The sequence below is a fragment of the Pseudomonas sp. JZ134 genome (assembly GCF_051027695.1).
Classification (GTDB): Bacteria; Pseudomonadota; Gammaproteobacteria; order Pseudomonadales; family Pseudomonadaceae; genus Chryseomonas; species Chryseomonas luteola.
Genome location: NZ_CP069251.1, coordinates 71,913 through 92,219, shown reverse-complemented (window position 1 = coordinate 92,219; position 20,307 = coordinate 71,913). Strand labels below are relative to the sequence as shown.

The following is a 20,307-nucleotide window of genomic DNA, read 5'->3' as shown; positions in this document are numbered from 1 at the left end:
CCATTATGTCCACTCTATTTTCTCCTTCTGTCCTGGCCGGTCTGATTGGCTCAGGTATTCAATCCTCCCGTACGCCTTCCATGCATGAGCATGAGGGTGATGCGCAAGGCATTCGTTACCTCTATCGGCTGATCGACCTTGATGCGCTTGGCCTTGAGGCGTCCGCTCTGCCTGAACTACTCACAGCAGCCGAGCGCATGGGATTCACAGGTCTGAATGTCACCTTTCCCTGCAAGCAGGCCATTATCCCACTGCTGGATGAGCTTTCAGAGGAGGCCTTGGGTATTGGCGCCGTCAATACCGTAGTGTTCAAAGCGGGCAAGCGGATAGGTCATAACACCGATTGTCTCGGGTTTGCGGAAGGATTTCGCCGTGGGCTGCCAGACGTCTCACGCGAGCGCGTTGTGCAGATGGGCGCTGGCGGTGCCGGGGCAGCCGTTGCTCATGCCTTACTCCGCGAGGGGGTAGCTGAATTGACGGTCTTTGATGTCGATAAGGACAAAGCCCACGCGCTCGTCGACAACCTCAAGGCTATTTTCGGTCTTGATCGTGCGTGCGTGGGAACAGACCTGACCGCCGCCATGCAGGCGACTCAAGGGCTGGTCAACACGACACCGGTGGGTATGGCCAAGCTGCCAGGCATGCCGCTACCGGCCGAACTGCTCAGGCCCGAGGTGTGGGTAGCTGAGATCATTTATTTTCCACTGGAAACCGAACTGCTCAAGCACGCCCGCAAGATCGGTTGCCAGACGCTGGACGGTAGCCGCATGGCGGTCTTCCAGGCTGTGAAGGCGTTTGAGCTCTTTACCGGGCAGCACGCTGATTCCCAGAGAATGCAGGCGCATTTCGCCAGCCTGGGTGACTGACAAGCCTTCTATTTCGTGCCAAGCGACACAGGACAATAACAATGCATGCCGATAGTAAACTAGGCCAGATAGCGCAAGCCCCTTCTCATGCTGGAACCACATCCCAAAAGCCAACCCGGGCACGCTTCGTGATTCTTGCCCTGCTAGCGGTCGGAACCATGATCAATTACCTGGACCGGACTATTCTGGGTATCTCGGCGCCGGTCATGACCCAAGAGCTTGGGATTGATGCGGCGGTCATGGGTCTGATCTTCTCTGCTTTTTCCTGGACGTATGTGCTGGCTCAGGTACCCGGTGGCGTGTTTCTCGATCGGTTCGGATCGAAATTCACCTATTTTGCGTCGATCACCTCCTGGTCGTTCGCTACGCTGCTGCACGGATTTGCTTCAGGCTTCTATACCCTGCTGGGATTGCGCCTGATGCTGGGGTTTGCCGAAGCACCGTGCTTTCCCACCAACAGCCGAGTGGTCAGTACCTGGTTCCCTCAGCAAGAGCGTGCCCGTGCCACGAGTATTTATACCGTGGGTGAATACATCGGCTTGGCCTTTCTCAGTCCGGTACTGTTCATGATTCTCGCGCACTTTGGCTGGCGCGCGCTGTTTATGATCATCGGAGGCATTGGCATCGCCTTCGGCCTGCTCTGGTGGAAGCGCTACCGTGAGCCCCATGAAGACCCTGCCATGAATCAGGCGGAGCGGGAGCACATCCAGGCTGGCGGTGGCTTGTCAGCCCCCTCGCAGGAGCGCGCTCCCTTTACATGGAGCAATGTCAGCCAGTTGCTCAAGTACCGGCAGATCTGGGGAGCGTGCATCGGTCAGTTTGCCGGTAACGCCACCCTGGTTTTCTTTCTGACCTGGTTCCCCACCTATCTGGCCACCGAGCGCCATATGGGTTGGGTAAAGATGGGGTTCTTTGCAGTACTGCCGTTCATTGCCGCGGCCGTAGGTGTGATGTTTGGTGGCTGGTTGTCCGACTGGATCATCAAGCGCACCGGTAACGCCAGCGTAGGCCGCAAGCTACCCATTATCAGCGGGCTATTGCTGGCTTCTACCATCATCGCGGCGAACTATGTCGATAATGACACGTTGGTCATCGCGATTCTCTCCATCGCCTTCTTTGGGCAAGGCATGGTGGGCCTGGGGTGGGCAGTCATTTCTGACATCGCGCCCAAGAAGTTCATGGGCCTTACCGGCGGCATCTTCAATCTGGCGGCCAATCTGGCCGGTATCATTACGCCGCTGGTGGTCGGCTTTATCGTAGCCACCACGGGTTCGTTTGTGGGAGCACTGCTGTTTATCGGTGTTCTTGCCTTAATCGGTGCGTTTTCGTACATCTTCATTCTAGGAGAGGTGAAGCGTATAGAACTTTAAAAGGCCTGGCGCAGGGACGCGCGGAGCCTGGCTGTCGTTGTTTCTCGTGATTCATAACAAACACAACATACGCAGAGAAACCTAAAGGCATGGTCATGAAAACAATAATCGACCTGTACTTTCGCTTCATCAAACTTCTACTGGTGCTGTGCATGCTTGGCATGGTGGCTCTGGTGTTCGGCAACGTTGTCTTGAGATACGTCTTCAATTCCGGCATCAGCGTATCGGAAGAACTGTCGCGCTGGCTGTTTGTATTCATGGTGTTCCTTGGGGCTATCATCGGCCTCAAGGAGCGCTCGCATATCGGCATGGGTAGCCTGCTCGCAGCCCTGCCAGCCCGCGGCAAGCGCCTGTGTCTCACCCTTTCTCACCTGATCGTGCTGTACATGCTGTGGCTGATAATCCAGGGAAGCTGGCAACAGGCAGTCATCAATAAAGACGTACTGGCGCCGGCATCGGGACTGTCCATGGCAGTGTTCTATTCGGCAGGGCTCGTCTTTGGGATCACCTCGGTCGGCATCATGGTGTACGAACTCTATGCCGCACTGTTCCTTCCCCTGCCGTCTGTATCCTCGCCCTCCTCCAAGGACAAGCAGACACCGTTCGTAACCCCGCCCAAGACAGCCTCAGGGGAGCGCAGCTGATGATTCTTTCCGTTTTCCTGGGCTCTCTGGTCGGCAGTATGGTCATCGGCATGCCGATCGCCTTTGCGCTGCTCGTCGCAAGCGCCGCCATGATGTATTACCTGGATCTGTTTGACGCTCAGATCATTGCGCAAAACCTGCTTAACGGTGCCGACAGTTTTCCATTGATGGCGGTACCGTTTTTCATGCTCGCAGGCGAGATCATGAATGCAGGTGGCCTGTCTCGCCGGATCGTGAACATTGCGATGTCCATGGTAGGGCACAAGCGAGGTGGACTTGGCTACGTGGCGATTATCGCCTCGTGCCTTCTGGCTTCGCTGTCCGGTTCTGCCGTCGCCGATGCCGCTGCCCTTGCCGCCCTTCTGGTACCGATGATGGTCTCGGCTGGACACAGCCGCGAACGGTCGGCAGGCCTGATCGCAGCAGGGGGCATCATTGCGCCCATCATTCCTCCTAGCATTGGTTTCATCATTTTCGGTGTCGCCTCCGGTGTCTCCATTTCCAAGCTGTTTCTGGCCGGTATTGTGCCGGGGCTCATGCTCGGTGCGGCTCTGGCGGTTGCCTGGTGGTGGATCGCTCGCAAGGAGGTCGTAGAAACCTCACCCAAGCGTTCCGGCCGGGAAATTGCGCAGACGCTCATCGAAGGCAGCTGGGCATTGGGGCTGCCGCTGATCATCGTGTTTGGCTTGAAGTTCGGCGTCTTTACACCGACCGAGGCCGCTGTGGTTGCTGCGGTCTATGCGCTATTCGTGGCAACGGTGATCTACAAGGAACTGAAGCTCAGCGATCTGTATGAACTCATCCTGAGTGCGGCAAAAACCACCTCGGTCGTCATGCTATTGGTCGCTGCTGCCATGGTTTCGTCTTGGTTGGTGACCATAGCCGACCTCCCCGGCCAGCTGGTTGACCTGCTCGATCCGTTCATGGACAACCCCACCGTACTGCTGCTGATGATCATGCTGCTGATTATTATTGTCGGCACCGTCATGGACATGACGCCCACCATCCTGATCCTGACGCCTGTGCTGATGCCAACCGTTGTTCAAGCGGGTATCGACCCTGTGTATTTTGGCGTGCTCTTTTTGATCAACACCGCCATAGGACTCATCACACCTCCAGTCGGAACCGTCCTGAACGTCGTATGTGGCGTCTCCGGGATCCAGATGAATGAAATCATCCGCGGTGTCTGGCCGTTTCTCCTGGCGCAGTTGCTGGTACTGCTCCTGCTGGTCATTTTCCCGGTGCTAGTGACAGGTCCAATGAAATTCCTGGCGGGCTAAGTCACTGCACCCCGTTTCGCAAACAACAAAAACAAGATGGAGCTTTCAAGATGACGATGATCAAAACAGCTTTGGCTACCGCCTGCGCAATCGGTGTGTTGTATGCCGGCACGGTAGCTGCCGAGGTGCGTAACCAGACCTTACGGTTTGCCTTCCAGAATGTGAAGGAACATCCTCAGGGTCAGGGCGCACAGAAATTTGCAGATCTGGTGAAGGAAAAGAGCGAGGGCAAGATCAAGGTGCGGCTCTTTCCAGGCGGCACGCTCGGCGGTGATCTGCAAACCGTATCGGCCATTCAGGGCGGCACACTGGACCTGACCGTCCTCAATGCCGGTATCCTGGCGGCCCAGGTAAAGGACTTCGCGATTCTGGATTTCCCCTTCCTCTTCAATGATGCTCAGGAGGCTCAGCAGGTCATGGATGGTCCGGTGGGCCAGGCATTGGCCTCACGCTTGGAAGGCAAGGGCCTGCATACCCTGGGGTATTGGGACCTGGGCTTTCGCAACATAACCAACAGCAGGAAGTCCATCGCCCGCTGGGAGGATCTGCAAGGCTTGAAGATCCGTGTCATACAGTCACCCAGCTATCTGGAGACATTTTCCGCATTGGGCGCCAACCCCGTACCGATGCCCTTTCCTGAAGTGTATACAGGCCTTGAGCAGCGAACCGTTGATGGGCAGGAAAACCCCAATACCGTGATTCTGGGCAGCAAGTTCTACGAGGTGCAGAAATACCTGTCGGTGACACGCCACGTGTACAACCCGCAATCGTTCATCATAGGCGAAAAGTCATGGAACAAGCTGAACGAGGACGAGCGCAAGGTCATTACCGAGGCCGCCGCTGAGGCTCAGGCCTATCAGCGCATGGTTTCCGGGCAGGCTCAGGACAGTGCCTATCAAACCTTAAAAGGCCACATGGCCGTCAATGAAATTACTCCGGAAGAGATGGATCGATTCCGGGAGAAAACGAAGCCGGTCATCGAAAAACTGGCGAAGGATGTCGATCCCGCACTGGTCAAGATGCTGGATGATGAAATACAAAAAGCGCGTAAATCACAGTAAGCCCCTTTCTCGATACCGCTGCATAAATTGATGCAGCGGTATTCGCGCACCAATCAGTCATTTGCATACATAGCGCAGTACCACGTCGCAAATGAGTTCCTTGTGCCGCTCCCGGTTATCTGCATCCGTCAGGTCGATCTGATGGATCGATGAAAAGGTATAGCGGTTGGACACCCGATAGAAGCAGAACGAGCTCATCATCATGTGCAACTCAAGCGGATCCAGCCCCTCCCGAAAAACGCCCTGTTCTACGCCACGCACCAGAATCCTAGAGATGGTCTGAACAATCGACGAGTTGACTGAGGTAATGGCCTGTGACTGGCGAATGTAATTTCCCTGATGGATATTCTCGATACACACGATCCGAACGAAATCGACATTCAGATCGTGGTAGTCAAACGTGAACTCGACCAGTCGCCGAATGGCCTCTACCGGTTCGAGCGCATCCAGATGCATCTGGGACTCGGTCGAGCGGATCTCCCCGTAGAGCTTTTCCAGCACCGCAGAGTAGAGCTGATCTTTGCTCTCGAAGTAGTAATAGATCATGCGCTTCGATGTTCGGGTGCGCTCGGCAATGGCATCGACTCTTGCCCCGCTCAGGCCGTTTTCCGCAAACTCGGCAACCGCCGCCAGGAGGATTTCCTGCTTGGTTTCTTCGGGGTTGTTCTTTCGTGGCAGTCGGGGAACAGACTGCGTTTTTACAGCATCGGGGCTAAGGGATTCGGCAGCCATTATTGGTTGTGTCATTGGCAGGTTCAAAAACCTTATGGTAGTTGTTGTTATTGAATTAAGGTAGGGCTATGCCACCTAGGGCACAGCCGTTCCTTCAAAGACGTCCGGCCGTCTTTCGGGTGCGCGCCTGAGCCATGGCCGCCAGGCGGACCGGCGTATTGGCAGCACCATAGCCACTGTAACTGTTTTTGCGTTGTAGAACTTCGAAAAAGAAGCGATCCGCGAACGGCTCCGTATAAACATGGAACAGCTCGCCTCCCTGTGCGTCCCGATCATAGAGCACATTGTAATAGGCCAACCGGCTCAGGTAGTCATCGTCAAAGCCGTACCGCGCTGAGAGGTCGTCGTAGTAGTTATACGGAATCTCCAATAACGGCACTCCGGCCTCCTTGGCCTGGGCAGCGGCCGCAAAGATGTCATCACATTCGAATGCGATATGGTGGACGCCTGATCCACGGTAGCTCGACAAGGCTCGGGAGATGGCCGTATTACGGTTTTCCGAGATGTTGAGCGCCATACGTATCGACCCGCAGGGACTGCGCAGCGCACGGCTTTTCACCAGACCATAGGGATCCGGCAGCACAACTTCATCGTCAGCCTTGAAATTAAGCAGGCTCTTGTAGAACAGTACCCAGGTGTCGAGGCTGTCTGCGGGCAGCGCCATGGCCACATGATCGATGGTGTTGAGCACATCGTCCATGGACGAGGTTGCACTCAGGTTGAAGTCTGTTTCGTAGATCGAGCGCCCATCCGTGCCAGAGGCGACAAAGTAGATCAGGCCTCCATCCGGTGCACGCACCGCAGGAATCTCACGCTCGTTCGGGCCTACCAGGCCGCGATATGGCTGCGCACCATACTGGCAGGCACGCTCCATGGCCTTTGCGCTATCACTGACCCGCAGGGCCTTGGCACACAGCGAAGGTCCATGAACTTCGAAAAAGTTATGGGCAAACGAATAAGGCTCGGCATTGAGTACGAGATTGGTGCTGCCTTGCCTGAGCAAGGTAACGTTCTTAGAGCGATGCTGCCCGGCCTGAGCAAAACCCAGACGGGTTAGCCATTGCGTAAGCTCTGCACGAAGTGGCTCGTCTACGGCAAACTCCAGAAATTCGATACCGTCAAACTCGAGCGGCGGCACCGGATCGAACAACAGCTCCGGCGCAACCGGAGCGGCAGGCGGTTCATTGGCCAGGCGGTTGCGGGTTTGTTCCTCCAGGTAAAGCAAGGAACGGAAACCATCAGCCGCATTGGCCCGTGGAGGTGCTGCGCGAAAACCATCGTTGAATACTTCAAGTGAGAGCGGACCGGTATACCCCGAGCGCAGGATCGGCGCCAGGAAACCGGCCAGATCAAATTCGCCTTGCCCCGGGAAGCAACGGAAGTGCCGGCTCCACTCCAGTACATCCATATTGAGAATCGGCGCATCAGCCATTTGCACAAAAAAGATCTTGTCACCCGGAATACTGGCGATACCGGCAGGATCATCCTTCAATGACAGGGTATGAAAACTGTCCAGCAATACGCCCACGCTGGGGTGATCGACCTGTTGCACAATCGACCAGACCTGATGCCAGGTCTTGACGTGCCGCCCCCATGCGAGGGCTTCGTATCCTATGCGCATGCCGCGTGCACCCGCCCGCTCACCCAGCAGGCGAAGGTCATCCACCAGAATAGCCTCCTCGCCTATCGAGTCGACCGTTACGTTGCTGCACACCAGTATCAGATCCGTACCGAGCTCCTGCATCAGGTCAAACTTGCGCTCGGCCCGGTCCAGGTTACGGGGCAAACGGTCACGCGGACACCCCTCGAAATCGCGGAAAGGTTGGAACAATGTGATAGCGAGTCCCAGGTCAGCGCATAATCGACGGATTTCTCGCGGCGTTCCGCCGTAAGTGAGCAGATCGTTTTCAAAAATCTCCACACCGTCGAAGCCTGCGGCAGCAATGGCTTCCAGTTTTTCAGGCAGGGTTCCACTCAAGGAAACCGTGGCGATCGAGCGCTGCATAATCAGTCCCTCTTGGCAGGCATATTGTAGGACCCAGGCCGCTCGGCTGCCCGGATCGGTTTTCTTTGCGCCTACAGCGGTGATAGGTATTAACTCTGGATAGCTTTCACCTTCATAGTGCTCCTTTTATAAATTATTTTGTACTCACTGGTTAGTTTATGTTCGATAAACGAACATATCTGCCTTGCTATTTCAGGTACTGCTGGGTAGCGGTAAGCAAACTTAAACATCGATACACGGTATGGCTCGCCCAAGGGAGGTGATCATGTCCCGGGAAAAAGAGGCAGCCTTCTGGTATTGAACAGATTGACAGGGCTAGCTCTTTTCACATGAAGGCGGCTTTTGTACGTTGGCACTTCCTTCATGGTTCATGCACGGCGCCTTTATGAAAGAAGCAACTCCTATGAAGACTGATGTCCTGCTGTTTACGTTACTGGCTACGTCCTACGAGCAGCACGTGGGCAAACGTCTTGTACCAGTGCCGCTCGCCGGGCAAGCTGCGGCCGATTGGTTGTACTACTCCGCCCCTTTCTGCGTCCTGGCCCATAACGCCGAAAATGACCCTGTGTTCATGTACGCTAACCAGGCGGCGCAACAGCGCTTTGGCTATAGCTGGGAGGAAATTACCCAACTCCCCTCACGCCTGTCTGCCAGTCCACAGGATCGCGAGGAGCGGCAGCGCTTCATAGATCAGGTGAAGCGCGACGGTTATTCCAGCGGTTACAGCGGCGTCCGGGTCATGAAGAGCGGTCGACGCTTTCTGATACAGAACGCAACGCTCTGGCAGCTCCATGATGCGGAGGGGCGTTATCAGGGACAGGCCGTGCTGATTCCGCAGTCAAAAGACCTGTAGAGGTAATCGGCATTTGCTTTCGGATGTAGACGTTCGGATACTAGGTATCCGTTAATGACTCTCATCTGCATTTATGTCTGCACAGCCTCACGTTTTACTGGTTGAAGATGACCCGGTTCTGGCCGAAGGCATTCAGCAGCACCTGTTAGCCCGTGGCTTTACCCTTATCCATGAGAGCCGTGGTGATAATGGCCTGGACGTGGCCTGTACACAGCGCTTCGATCTGGTGCTGCTGGATATCCTGCTGCCAGGGCTCAATGGTCTGACAGCACTGGAGAGGCTCAGAACCCAAAGTGCAGCGCCGGTCATACTTATGTCCGCACTGGGCGCTGAACAAGATCGAATCACTGGTTTTACACGGGGTGCGGATGATTACCTCCCCAAGCCGTTCAGCCTTGCCGAGCTGGATGCCCGTGTAGATGCGCTTTTGCGTCGAGTCTCCCTGGAGCGGCAGCGAAATATTAACCCACCCGTGGCGGCTCCCGGGCTACCACACACCGATGATCAGCGACAGGATATCCGTCTGGCGGGCCAATGGGCTGAGCTCACACACTCTGAATACCGACTGTTTACAACGCTGCTAAGGCATCAGGATGAAACACTCAGCAAGGCCTATCTTTACCAAGAGGTCTTCAGTCGCAGCTATACCCGACTTGATCGCGGACTTGATGTGCATGTTTGTAACCTGCGCCACAAACTCCAGCGTATCCATTGCCAGCGCGTGGTGATCCAGTCTGTCTGGGGAAAAGGTTACGTGGCACGGATACAGCCCTGATGCGCCTGCGTCATTCGCTTTTCTGGAAACTGGGTCTAATGCTGGCCGCCTTCTGCCTGCTATTGGTATGGCTGGTGTGGACGTGGGGGTTGCAGGTTGAGCGAAGCAGTTATTTTCTCGACACTTCCGCTCGGGCACTGCTATCCCATTATGCTGCCGAGGCAGAGCAACTATGGCTACGAGATCAGAATGCCGAGGCGATAGAAACCTGGCAACGTCAGCTCGAAACCAAAGAAAACACCTGGGCACGGGTAATAGGGCCGGACCTCCGAGCACTTGGTGAGACACCCCTGACACCCCAGGAATATGCTCGCCTTACCTTTATGCGCAAGCTGGACTGGCCCATGAGTCGCCGGCTACAGGATGAGCTCCCCTACGTCAGCATCGAGTTCCCTCTCCATCCCGAGCAGGGTCGGCTGGTTCTTCAACTACCGCAGCGCTTCTTGCCCACAGGGCTTACCCCTTGGACCCATGTCGTGACTCACGGTGTAATGCCGGTATTGTTGGCGCTCACTCTTGGCCTGCTTCTGTATTGGCATCTAATCGTACCGCTCTCAAGATTGCGCGAGCGTGCTGCAGCCCTGGAAGCAGATAATCTTGAGGTCCCATTAGGTGCGCCGCTGAGCAGACGGCACGATGAATTGGGCGAGTTGGCCCGCGCCTTCGATCACCTGACGCGCCGGCTACTGGATCAGATAGAACAGCAGCGCCGATTGCTTCGCGACCTTTCCCACGAGTTACGTACGCCGCTGGCTCGCCTGCGGGTGGCCAGCGACAGTCATCTGGCCTTGCCTCAACTCAAACGTCGCCTCGAAAGTGATGTGCAAGATATGCAGCAACTCGTAGATGACACACTTGACCTCGCTTGGCTGGATACCGAGCGCCCCCGCTTTCATCAGGAGGACGTATCGCTTCTCGGGATCTGGGAGGCGCTGGTTGAAAACGCCTGCTTTGAAAGCGGCTGGGCACCAGACCGTTTGATGTACACCGTGGACCCGACCTGTGTAGTCCGTGTGAATATCAATGGCATCATGCAAGCGCTGGAAAACCTTTTGCGTAATGCTATCCGACACTCCCCTTCGAGCGGATGCGTGCAACTGACCGGAGTACGTGAAGGCGCTTACTGGTTGATTCATCTTGATGATCAGGGACCTGGCGTTCCTGAACATGAACTGGAAAACATCTTTCAACCCTTTTACCGGCTCGCAGAAGAACATTCCTCACGTAGCGGCTTTGGCCTTGGACTGGCCATCGCGCAGCGAAACGTTCGTCTTCAAGGCGGCGACCTTTGGGCCCGAAACACAGGTCGTGGCCTGCGCATGACGTTGCGCCTTCCTGCTGGGGAAAGTGTTTAGATTGTTAATGCGCTTTACTGGCAAATAGCAATGACTATCATTTGCGCAAACACACCGACTGCGTTCTTATCCCATCAGCGCCAAACGCCCAATGGGCAGGCATTTTGCTGCTGGCGCGATACGGAAGTCGTTTCTACAGGAGTTTGCGTATGCCCTCGATTCCCGCCCGCCGAACCCGCCTTGGTCTGGCCGTTCTGAGCTGTCTGTACGCTCATGTTACCGCTCTTCACGCTGAGGAAAATGTCACGCAGTTAAACGATGAGGTGGTCCTCGGTACCGCCGAACAGGAGCTCAAGCAAGCGCCTGGGGTTTCGATCATAACCGCTGAGGACATTAAAAAGCGCCCTCCCGTCAACGATCTCTCACAGATCATTCGAACCATGCCAGGCGTCAACCTAACCGGCAATTCCAGCAGCGGCCAGCGTGGCAACAACCGCCAGATCGATATTCGGGGCATGGGTCCGGAAAACACGTTGATCCTGGTAGACGGTAAGCCTGTCGCCAGCCGCAACGCCGTGCGTTATGGGTGGCGAGGCGAACGTGATACTCGGGGTGACACCAATTGGGTGCCTGCGGATCAGGTCGAGCGCATCGAGGTCATTCGCGGACCGGCTGCCGCACGGTACGGCAATGGTGCGGCCGGCGGTGTGGTCAATATCATCACCAAGGGCACGCCCCAGGAGACTCATGGTTCAGCCACGCTTTACCACAGCTTTCCCCAGCACAGCGATGAGGGCGCAACCGAACGGGCCGACTTTGGTCTTAGCGGCCCTCTTACCGAGACGTTGAGCTATCGCGTCTATGGCAACGTCGCCAAGACGGACTCGGATGATTGGGACATCAATTCGGGCCATGAGTCTACCCGTACTGGTAACCAGGTTGGCACACTACCGGCAGGCCGAGAGGGTGTACGCAACAGGGATATCAATGGGCTGCTCAGCTGGCAGCTTACACCTGATCAGACGCTGGAATTCGAGGCGGGATTCAGCCGTCAAGGCAATGTCTATACGGGCGACACGCAAAATACCAACAGCAACAGTTACGTAAAAAACCTGATGGGTCACGAAACTAACCGGCTCTACCGTGAGACCTACGCTGTTACCCATAAGGGTAACTGGGACTTTGGAAGCAGCCTGGCCTATCTGCAATATGCCAAGACTCGTAACAGCCGCATTCAGGAAGGTTTGGCCGGCGGTACAGAAGGTATCTTTTCCGGAAATAATGTAAACACTTCCGTGCTGCGAGATATCACCGCCCATGCCGAGGTGAATATGCCATTGCAGACGTCGGAGGTCGATCATGTGCTAACGCTGGGCAGCGAATGGGTCCGTCAGGAGCTTGACGACGCCACTTCCACCAGTCAGAGCGTCAGTGAAGGTGGCAGTGTCCCCGGGCTTTCGGGCAGCAACCGCAACAGTACCGCATCAGCAGAAATCTTCTCACTGTTCGCCGAGGACAATATTGAACTCAGGCCAGGCACGATTCTGACACCCGGACTGCGCTTCGATCATCATGATGTAGTTGGCGACAACTGGAGTCCCGCACTCAACCTTTCACAAACGCTGACGGATACCGTCACGCTCAAGGCAGGTATCGCCCGCGCCTACAAGGCGCCGAACCTCTACCAGCTCAATCCCAACTACCTGCTCTATAGCCGTGGTCAGGGTTGTTATGGACAGAGCACAAGCTGCTATCTACAAGGCAATCAAGACCTTAAGGCCGAGACCAGCATCAACAAGGAGCTGGGACTTGAATACCAGCATGACGGCGTTGTCGCCGGTTTGACCTACTTTCGTAACGACTACAAAAACAAGATCGAATCCGGCCTGAACCCTACAGGGCGGGCAACTGGCGGTACCGGCAGCTACGCCAACTCTAATATCTATCAGTGGGAAAACATTCCCAAGGCCTTAGTGGAAGGCCTTGAAGGTACGCTTACGCTGCCGCTGTCCGAGGACGTGACCTGGCGTAATAACTTCACCTATATGCTGAGATCCAAAAACAAGGAGACCGGGGACGTACTGTCAGTGACGCCCAAGTACACCCTTAACTCCACCTTGGACTGGCAGGTGCAGGAAGACCTTTCACTTCAGCTCAACGTGACCTGGTATGGCAAACAAAAGCCCAAGAAATACGATTATCAGGGTAATCGCGTAACAGGTTCGTCCAACAACCAGCTTTCGCCCTATGCCCTTGCAGGTCTCAATGGCACCTATGCGCTAACAAAGAACGTCAGCGTGACGGCAGGTGTAGAGAATCTGTTTGACAAGCGCTTGTTCCGTGAGGGTAATGCCCAAGGCGTCAACAACATTGCAGGTGCAGGGGCTGCTACCTATAACGAGCCAGGCCGCACCTTCTTCTCCAGCGTAACCGTTTCGTTTTGACTGTAAGCCCCGCTGCGTAATAGCTCCGCAGCGGGGCCAGGATTGACCTTATGCGTATCCCAATCATACTGGCGGCGGTGCTGACATGCCTTGTCAGCCTGCCCTCACTGGCCCGGCCTAATCTTGAAGAACCCATGGACAGCCATATCCTGTCGCAGTCTAACCTTCCCTACGGATTCAGCGACTTCCACCTACGAAGTCAGGATGGAAAGCGTGGCTACCATATCTGGATCGCTACGCCGCATCGGCCTGCTCCCGCGTCCGGCTATTCGTCCCTGTTTCTGCTGGACGGTAATGCTGCCCTCGGAGCATTGAGCGAGGATAACTTGAAGCAACTGGCAGAAGGTAGTTCGCCTGTTCTGGTGATTATTGGACACGACACGCCTCTGCGATTCGACCAGGACACGCGAAGCTACGATTTTACTCTGCCTACCCAGGCGACTGGACCGACCCACGATAGCCTAACCGGCTCGCCAACTGGCGGAGCTGACCATTTTCTAGACTGGCTGGACCTTACGTTGGCGCCTGAACTGGCAAAGCGGATCATGCTTGACCCCAACCATAAAGCGATCTGGGGCCATTCGTATGGTGGGCTCTTGGTACTGCATGCCCTGTTAACGCGTCCCGGCAACTTCCGGTCCTACTATGCGGCCAGTCCTTCACTATGGTGGGGTAACGGCCAGCTCTTGCAAGAAGAAGCCGGCTTTGACAAACGCCTCGCAGATACCTCTGTATGCCTCTTTGTCTTGCGTGGTAAAGACGAACCCGCCTATCCGTCCAGGCTGCTGGCGGAATCGGCATCTCGGGTAACCACTTCCACAGCAGAAGCACTTACTATGCGGCTGGTTCAGACCCCCGGGGTGAGCGGTCAATACCGTGAGTTTGAGGGGCTAGGCCATGGCGCGATGTTTAACCGATCGCTGAGCTGGACACTGACGCATTATTCAGCAGGTAATGCTTGTAACTGACGAAAGCCGCTAGCTGATAGGTATGAGGCTAGCGTTTGCGTCTTCAAGATAATACCAGATCTGGTTGGTACAGCATCGCCAACCAGATCCGTAGGTATTCCAACACCAAGTACGCCACTAAGCGCCCTGCCCCCAATTCATTTCCAGCCCGCCATCAATCGTAAAGTTCTGACCGGTGACGTAGTCGGACTCAGGGCTGACCAGATATAGCGCCAGCTCAGCAATCTCCTCAGGATACCCGGGACGCTTCCAGGGAATATTGGGCAGCTCTTCCTCGCGCTTTTGCGGATCGTCGACTCGAGCCTCTGTCATCGGGGTTCGGATAAGCCCTGGCGCAATAGCGTTCACATTGATCTTGAGCGGCGCAAGTTCCAGCGCAAGGCTGCGCGTCATGGTAAGAAGCCCACCTTTGGCAGCACCATAAGGCACATTGTTGGGGCTGGGGATTGAGTCATGAACAGACGTGATATTGATGATCTTTCCCTGCCCACCGGCCTGCTGACGGCGCCGGATGAACTCACGGGCACAGAAAAACGGCCCGTATAAATCGGTTTTGATCACCAGATCGAATTCTTCAGTAGTCAGTTCGGTAATGGGTTTGCTTTTGCCCGTACCGGCGTTATTAACCAGAATATCGGGTGTCCCCAGCTCCTCGTCCACTGCCTTGAACAGGGCCGACACACTGTGTTCGTCTCTGACATCCACTTGCCTTACCAGACCGCGGCCCCCCGCGTTGCGGACTTGCTCGAGGGTGTCCTGAGCACCTTGCTGATCAGAGTAATACGTGATCGCCACATGAGCACCTTCCCGCGCGAACACGGCTGCCATGGCCTTTCCCATACCCGAATCAGCACCGGTTATAACCGCGATTTTACCTGCCAGCTTGCTCATATCGTCTCCTTATGGGTGGGTTGAGATGTATGAGGGCCATACCCTCACGGTTATTACGATGGACCGTGTGTATCCCACCTCTACTGCCCCACTCGTCAGGCAAAGGAACAAGGCACCTACTGGAACCGCCTTTTTGACCACGGTGTCCCCATTAGAGAGAGGCTGGCTTCTGTTATGAGGTTTCTGCAATGAAAGCGCCCCACCGTCTCGAAGCGTATGACAAAGTCACCGGCAAGGCCTGCTACACGGCGGATCTTGCCCATGGGCCGGGAGATGGACCACTGGCTCATGCAGCCGTGGTTCAAAGTACGCAAGCAACAGGACGCATTGAGGCTATCGATACGGCCGCCGCGCTCGCACTGGAAGGGGTGCACTGTGTGATGACGCACCTGGACGCGCCAAAACTCAAACCCGTTCATACCCTGCCAGGTGGAGAGCTGACGCGTTTTCAGCCGCTCCAGGATAGCCGGCTGCATTACAACGGGCAGCCTGTTGCGCTGGTGATCGCTGACACTGCTGAGCAGGCACAGCGCGCCGCTGCCTGTGTAACAATACGTTATGCAGCCCCCGAGCAGCCGCCCTTACTGGTTTTGGACGAACAAAAGGCCGAACGGCCACAAATGGTGGGGGTCGGTGAGCCTGGCACAACGGAGCGAGGCGATCCGGATACCGCCTTTGCAATGGCCGAGCAGACATTCGAGCAGGTCTACGAGACGGCTTCTCACCATCACAACGCCCTGGAGCCTGGCGCCGCAATCGCTGCGTGGGATAGCCATGGGCGACTGACACTGTACCTTGGCACGCAATATTCCTATGGCGATGCATATGGCTTGGCTCAGGCCTTTGACATGGGCCTGCAAAAGGATTTCATGGAGGTCATGAAAACCGGCTCACCTGAAGAGGCATTACGCGACAAGGTCCGGATAATCGTGCCTTTCGTGGGTGGCGCCTTTGGAGGCAAAAAGGGTAACGTCCACCCACTCCTGGCGGCCATGGCGGCAAAGCGGACCGGGCGACCCGTCAAGCTTGCTCTGACACGACGCCAGACCTTTTCCATGATGCCCTATCGCGGGGCCACACGGCAGCGGGTCCATCTGGGCGGCGGGAAGGATGGTCGATTACAGGTACTGATGCAGGACGCCTTGATCCAGAACTCCACCACATCCAACTTCATCGAACCCGTTGGCGAAATGACGCCCAAGCTCTACGCCTCTAAGCATCTGCGCACGCAGCATAAAACCGCGCGGCTCGACGTTAATGCACCCAGCTGGATGCGTGCACCTGGCGTGGCGGTAAGCCAGTTCGCGATCGAAAGCGCTATGGATGAATGGGCCTATCAGCAGGGTATTGACCCTCTGGAGGCCCGCCTACGTAATTATGCTGACCAGGAACCGCAGAGCGGTCATGAGTGGTCAAGCAAATCTCTCAAGGACTGCTATCAGGCAGCGGCTGAACGTATTGGCTGGCAATCACGCGATCCTCGTCCGGGCGCACAGCAGGAGGGCCGATTCAAGGTCGGCTACGGCATGGCGACGTCCATTTACCATGTCGCGCAGATGGCCGCTTGCGCCCGTATGCGGATAAGGGCAGACGGAACAGCGGTCGCCTCCTCGTCAACCCATGAGATCGGTCAGGGCAGCGCCACGGCCCTGTCACAACTTGCCGCCGAAGCGCTGGGGCTGCCGTTGGGCAGTGTCACACTGGAATGGGGAGACACACGACTGCCCTACAGCTCATTGACGGCCAGCTCGTCGACAACCCTGAGTCTTGGCGCAGCGCTTCACGCCGCAGCCGATGCGTTGCGCCTGAAGCTGGGTACGCTAGCCAGTACAGATCCCGCCTCGCCGCTTCATAGGACAAACCCGGCAGAACTGAAGCTCCAGGAAAGCGGCCTTGTTTCACAGACAGGTCGCCAGGAGTCATTCGTATCGTTACTAACGCGTCACCAACTGGATTACCTTGAAGCCGAGGCCGGTACCGCAGATCAGATCAATCCACCCGAGGTAGGACGCGCCGCGTTTGGCGCACAGTTCGTCAAAGTGCTGGTAGATCCGCAATTGGGTACTCTCAGGGTTGAGCGTCTGGTAGGCGCCTTTGGCTGTGGTCGCATCGTGAATCCAACCCTTGCCCATAGTCAGCTCTTGGGCGGAATGGTATGGGGGCTGGGACAGGCATTGATGGAAGAGACGCGTCTTGACCGGCACAACGGCCGCTGGATGAATGCAGACCTCTCCGAGGCTTTGATTCCCACTCAGGCAGATGTGCCGGATCTGGATATCATCATGATTGAAGAAGATGACCGCCGCGGCCATCCTCTTGGCATCAAGGGTCTTGGCGAGATTGCCGTCGTTGGCGTAGCCGCTGCTGTCGCCAACGCCATTTTCCATGCAACGGGACAGCGGATTCGAACCTTGCCCCTAACCTTGGATAAGCGGCTTATTCTGTAAACAGGCTACCAGCCGATAACACTGTCAGGCTTGTCATAGGCGCTCAGACTTGCCCTGCCGGCGTATCAGCAACCGCACGAGGGGGCGTCGTATCAATCACGGGAGAGAATCCACGCACTCGTGTCGGCGCTGGCTTGAAGAACAAGGCAACCAACCAGCTGGCCATGAGACTTAGAACGGCAGGAAGCGCATGATCCGCTTGCATAAAGGCAAAGCAGGCGGCGATACCCAGCCAGATAATAACGTAGTAACGCATAATGACTTCCTCACCAAAGTGGACTTCGAGGCCATAAGCAACAAGGCGAGCGGATTTTTCCCTAAAGTGAGACTTATGTCCAAAGATATTTGTAGACCCGCCTCCAATTCGAAGGTAGAGGCGGTCAGCTCCTGTTTTACTGACGCCCCTTACCCCAAACACTCAAATTTCCCAGACAATATTCATCGATACATTTCGGCCAGGTTGACTCAGGCGGTCGATATTGGCAGGCGCCAGCATTCCTCCCTCTCCGGTTGTGTCATAACCTCGTAGGTCATCCCACAGCCAGTATTTCCTGTCGGTGAGGTTGTAGAGTCCAGCGTTGACCGTGAGATCGCGGGTGAGCTTGTAGTAGGCCGTAAGATCCAGTATGCCAAACCCCGGCGTGCGAAACTGCGTACTGCCGTCGGCAGCGTGATAGCGCGCGTCATCGACACGCTTCTTGCGTTGTACCAGTGTCCAGTCGAGACGACCGCCATATTGACCTGTGCGGTCGTCGTATCCGAGGCTGAAGACCCCTGTCAGCGGACTCACGCTATTGAGCGGCTGACCAGTATCATCGTTGCGGCCCCAGGCGTAGGCGATGGTGCCTTCGCTGTAGGCGCCCTCAGGCAGGCCAACGGTGTCCAGTTCCAGATGCCCTTTGGCTTCGGCGCCTTTGATCGTGGCATGACTGATATTGCTGGACTGGAAAACAGCATAACTGCCCCCTCCGCCCAGGGCATCCTCTTCAATAAAATCGCGATATTTGTTATAGAACACCGCGACACTGAAATTGCCCTGATCGAAGTGTCCTCTAAACCCCAACTCAACGCCACGGCTGGTTTCCGGATCAAGGTCGGCATTGCCCACCACCTGGTAACCTGCGCTTTCATTGGTGAAGTTGCCATATAACGCTTTGGGTGTTGGTGTGCGGAAGCCCTCGGCGTACTGGCCGAAGGCACTGTAATGATCATTGAAGCGATAGGTCACGCCTAGTTTTGGTGAAACGTGGTGCCAGCTCTTTTCGCTATCATCGAAAGCCGTACCGCTGGCCAACCCGGCGAGATAGGCTGTATTGGCATCCGGCTTCAGCGTCGTATGGTCATAGCGTAACGCTGGCAGAAAGGTCCAGGCCCCTATATCGATCTGGTCCTGAACAAACGTTCCCCAGGTGTCCACCGCAGGCGATGGAAAATCGCTGGCATAAAGATTAGCCACACCACGGTTGGATGTCCCTGTCCGCAAGCCGTTGACCTCCTGGTGCTCATAACGCAGTCCATAAGTCACCAGATGCTCGCTCTCGCCCATGGCGAAATGCTTGTCGAGTTTGTTATCGAATGCCCAAGTATGCTCTTCATACGTGGTCTTACGGTAATAGCTGGCGCTGCTATTGGGCTGGTAAGTGCGCTGATCCGTCCCACCGTTTTGGTAGCTGAGCAACGTGGTCCAACGATCAGCGAAGCCGGTAGTCAGGCTCAGTGCGTTCTCCAGACTGAAGCGATCTCGTTCCTCTACATCAACGACATTACGTCCCAGATAACTACGCGTCTGTACGCCGAAAATACGGGTCGGTGCACTTTTGATATCACCGTCCAAACGTGAGCGATAATGCTCATAGGTCAATTGCAAACGGCTGTCGTCATCGTAGTGATAGCCTAGTTTCGCCAGCACGTTGTAGCTGTCGTGATCTTCCGGGTTGGCTGCGGTACGGCTGCTACCGAGTCCATGATGGCCCCCATACGACTCCGTTTCGTGCCCACTGCGCTTGCCATAATGCACCAGCGCATCGAAATCGCCGGTCCGGCCTGCCACTGTACCGGAGGTCAACCAACTACGATCAGCGGAGCTGTATCCTGTCTTGAACCGGGCACCATAGTTCCTACCCTCTCTGAGCAGATCTTCTGGATCAAGCGTGAAGTAGCTGACAGCACCACCGATGGCATCACTTCCATACAGAGCAGAAGCCGGGCCACGCAGGATCTCTACCCGCTTGACAAGGTCGGGATCGACATAATTTCGCCGGGTATTGGCATAAGGACCAAACGCATACGCGTCCGGTACCGTCACGCCATCAATCTGGGTCAAGACTCGGTTGCCGTCGATCCCCCGGATATTGAAACCGTTAATGCCAGCTGCGTGCCCTGTACCTCCTACACTGACACCCGGCTCATGCCGCACCAGATCCCTGATGGTATTGATATTTTCCCGGTCTATATCCGTCTGTTCCTTGACCGTGACGGTAGTGGGAACGGCGGTGATCGGCTGTTCGGTAAAGGTTGCAGTAATGGTAGTGACTGGAAGAGCGCTGGCGCTTTCGGCGGCGGCTGTAAAGCCAGGTGTCAGGCACAACAGGACAATCCACGGGCGAAGCGGAAACGGCGGAGACATATTCATAGAGGGCTCGGTGTTGTTTAATGCATTTGATAATCATTACTATC

Annotated in this window: 16 protein-coding genes; 11 read left to right on the top strand and 5 right to left on the bottom strand. The window is 55.9% G+C overall.

Annotation, left to right across the window (positions count from 1 at the left end):
* Positions 1-5 precede the first annotated feature (5 nt).
* The 5 genes from JQR86_RS19875 (at position 6) to JQR86_RS19855 (ending at position 5,221) form a co-directional block, all read left to right on the top strand.
* Positions 6-866 carry a shikimate dehydrogenase gene (locus JQR86_RS19875; RefSeq protein ID WP_434155257.1) on the top strand — a complete coding sequence of 287 codons (861 nt, stop codon included), beginning with the start codon at positions 6-8 and terminating at the stop codon, positions 864-866.
* Positions 867-907: 41 nt separating this feature from the next.
* Complete coding sequence (locus tag JQR86_RS19870) at positions 908-2,236, top strand: MFS transporter (RefSeq protein WP_416615130.1); 1,329 nt, start codon at positions 908-910, stop codon at positions 2,234-2,236.
* 95 nt (positions 2,237-2,331) lie between these two features.
* On the top strand, positions 2,332-2,880 hold the full coding sequence (locus JQR86_RS19865; protein ID WP_125888857.1) for a TRAP transporter small permease: 549 nt from the start codon (positions 2,332-2,334) through the stop codon (positions 2,878-2,880).
* On the top strand, positions 2,880-4,160 hold the full coding sequence (locus tag JQR86_RS19860) for a TRAP transporter large permease subunit (RefSeq protein WP_434136447.1): 1,281 nt from the start codon (positions 2,880-2,882) through the stop codon (positions 4,158-4,160). The genes JQR86_RS19865 and JQR86_RS19860 overlap by 1 nt, the downstream gene beginning before the upstream one ends.
* Before the next feature lie 50 nt (positions 4,161-4,210).
* The gene (locus JQR86_RS19855) at positions 4,211-5,221 is read left to right on the top strand and encodes a TRAP transporter substrate-binding protein (protein ID WP_434155255.1); all 1,011 of its coding nucleotides are present in this window, start codon (positions 4,211-4,213) and stop codon (positions 5,219-5,221) included.
* Between the two features lie 57 nt (positions 5,222-5,278).
* On the opposite strand, the gene JQR86_RS19850 is transcribed toward JQR86_RS19855, so the two are convergent.
* Both JQR86_RS19850 and quiC read right to left on the bottom strand, forming a co-directional pair.
* Entirely contained in the window at positions 5,279-5,953 is a 675-nt protein-coding gene (locus JQR86_RS19850) for a TetR/AcrR family transcriptional regulator (RefSeq protein ID WP_019364568.1), read from the bottom strand.
* A gap of 94 nt (positions 5,954-6,047) precedes the next feature.
* A complete protein-coding gene (gene quiC, locus JQR86_RS19845) occupies positions 6,048-7,958 on the bottom strand; it encodes a 3-dehydroshikimate dehydratase QuiC (RefSeq protein ID WP_434155253.1) in 1,911 nt (636 codons plus the stop codon).
* A gap of 403 nt (positions 7,959-8,361) precedes the next feature.
* Between quiC and JQR86_RS19840 the strand changes: the two genes are divergently transcribed.
* From JQR86_RS19840 to JQR86_RS19820, 5 genes are all read left to right on the top strand, one after another.
* Complete coding sequence (locus JQR86_RS19840; protein WP_434155252.1) at positions 8,362-8,811, top strand: MEKHLA domain-containing protein; 450 nt, start codon at positions 8,362-8,364, stop codon at positions 8,809-8,811.
* A 73-nt stretch (positions 8,812-8,884) separates the two neighbouring features.
* Positions 8,885-9,586, top strand: a complete 702-nt coding sequence (locus JQR86_RS19835; RefSeq protein WP_434155250.1) for a response regulator transcription factor — start codon at positions 8,885-8,887, stop codon at positions 9,584-9,586.
* On the top strand, positions 9,586-10,941 hold the full coding sequence (locus JQR86_RS19830) for a histidine kinase sensor domain-containing protein (protein WP_434155249.1): 1,356 nt from the start codon (positions 9,586-9,588) through the stop codon (positions 10,939-10,941). The genes JQR86_RS19835 and JQR86_RS19830 overlap by 1 nt, the downstream gene beginning before the upstream one ends.
* Before the next feature lie 149 nt (positions 10,942-11,090).
* A complete protein-coding gene (locus tag JQR86_RS19825) occupies positions 11,091-13,325 on the top strand; it encodes a TonB-dependent siderophore receptor (protein ID WP_434155247.1) in 2,235 nt (744 codons plus the stop codon).
* 50 nt (positions 13,326-13,375) lie between these two features.
* Entirely contained in the window at positions 13,376-14,293 is a 918-nt protein-coding gene (locus tag JQR86_RS19820; protein ID WP_434155245.1) for an alpha/beta hydrolase, read from the top strand.
* 117 nt (positions 14,294-14,410) lie between these two features.
* On the opposite strand, the gene JQR86_RS19815 is transcribed toward JQR86_RS19820, so the two are convergent.
* Entirely contained in the window at positions 14,411-15,184 is a 774-nt protein-coding gene (locus tag JQR86_RS19815) for an SDR family NAD(P)-dependent oxidoreductase (RefSeq protein ID WP_434155244.1), read from the bottom strand.
* Positions 15,185-15,372: 188 nt separating this feature from the next.
* Here JQR86_RS19815 and JQR86_RS19810 point away from each other — a divergent pair, with 188 nt between their 5' ends.
* Positions 15,373-17,631, top strand: a complete 2,259-nt coding sequence (locus JQR86_RS19810) for a xanthine dehydrogenase family protein molybdopterin-binding subunit (protein ID WP_434155241.1) — start codon at positions 15,373-15,375, stop codon at positions 17,629-17,631.
* A gap of 43 nt (positions 17,632-17,674) precedes the next feature.
* Here the strand turns inward: JQR86_RS19810 and JQR86_RS19805 are convergent, their stop codons facing one another.
* On the bottom strand, positions 17,675-17,887 hold the full coding sequence (locus JQR86_RS19805; RefSeq protein WP_197871525.1) for a hypothetical protein: 213 nt from the start codon (positions 17,885-17,887) through the stop codon (positions 17,675-17,677).
* 162 nt (positions 17,888-18,049) lie between these two features.
* Positions 18,050-20,263 (bottom strand): TonB-dependent hemoglobin/transferrin/lactoferrin family receptor, encoded by a 2,214-nt coding sequence (locus JQR86_RS19800; protein WP_434155239.1) that lies wholly within the window; start codon positions 20,261-20,263, stop codon positions 18,050-18,052.
* Positions 20,264-20,307 lie beyond the last annotated feature (44 nt).

What these genes read in the sequence shown, in the direction of transcription:
- JQR86_RS19840 (WP_434155252.1), top strand. Translation starts at nt 8,362, where the DNA reads ATGAAGACTGATGTCCTGCTGTTTACGTTACTGGCTACGTCCTACGAG.
- JQR86_RS19830 (WP_434155249.1), top strand. Translation starts at nt 9,586, where the DNA reads ATGCGCCTGCGTCATTCGCTTTTCTGGAAACTGGGTCTAATGCTGGCC.
- JQR86_RS19815 (WP_434155244.1), bottom strand. Translation starts at nt 15,184, where the DNA reads ATGAGCAAGCTGGCAGGTAAAATCGCGGTTATAACCGGTGCTGATTCG.
- JQR86_RS19875 (WP_434155257.1), top strand. Translation starts at nt 6, where the DNA reads ATGTCCACTCTATTTTCTCCTTCTGTCCTGGCCGGTCTGATTGGCTCA.
- quiC (WP_434155253.1), bottom strand. Translation starts at nt 7,958, where the DNA reads ATGCAGCGCTCGATCGCCACGGTTTCCTTGAGTGGAACCCTGCCTGAA.
- JQR86_RS19805 (WP_197871525.1), bottom strand. Translation starts at nt 17,887, where the DNA reads ATGCGTTACTACGTTATTATCTGGCTGGGTATCGCCGCCTGCTTTGCC.
- JQR86_RS19855 (WP_434155255.1), top strand. Translation starts at nt 4,211, where the DNA reads ATGACGATGATCAAAACAGCTTTGGCTACCGCCTGCGCAATCGGTGTG.
- JQR86_RS19860 (WP_434136447.1), top strand. Translation starts at nt 2,880, where the DNA reads ATGATTCTTTCCGTTTTCCTGGGCTCTCTGGTCGGCAGTATGGTCATC.
- JQR86_RS19865 (WP_125888857.1), top strand. Translation starts at nt 2,332, where the DNA reads ATGAAAACAATAATCGACCTGTACTTTCGCTTCATCAAACTTCTACTG.
- JQR86_RS19825 (WP_434155247.1), top strand. Translation starts at nt 11,091, where the DNA reads ATGCCCTCGATTCCCGCCCGCCGAACCCGCCTTGGTCTGGCCGTTCTG.
- JQR86_RS19820 (WP_434155245.1), top strand. Translation starts at nt 13,376, where the DNA reads ATGCGTATCCCAATCATACTGGCGGCGGTGCTGACATGCCTTGTCAGC.
- JQR86_RS19850 (WP_019364568.1), bottom strand. Translation starts at nt 5,953, where the DNA reads ATGGCTGCCGAATCCCTTAGCCCCGATGCTGTAAAAACGCAGTCTGTT.
- JQR86_RS19870 (WP_416615130.1), top strand. Translation starts at nt 908, where the DNA reads ATGCATGCCGATAGTAAACTAGGCCAGATAGCGCAAGCCCCTTCTCAT.
- JQR86_RS19835 (WP_434155250.1), top strand. Translation starts at nt 8,885, where the DNA reads ATGTCTGCACAGCCTCACGTTTTACTGGTTGAAGATGACCCGGTTCTG.
- JQR86_RS19800 (WP_434155239.1), bottom strand. Translation starts at nt 20,263, where the DNA reads ATGAATATGTCTCCGCCGTTTCCGCTTCGCCCGTGGATTGTCCTGTTG.
- JQR86_RS19810 (WP_434155241.1), top strand. Translation starts at nt 15,373, where the DNA reads ATGAAAGCGCCCCACCGTCTCGAAGCGTATGACAAAGTCACCGGCAAG.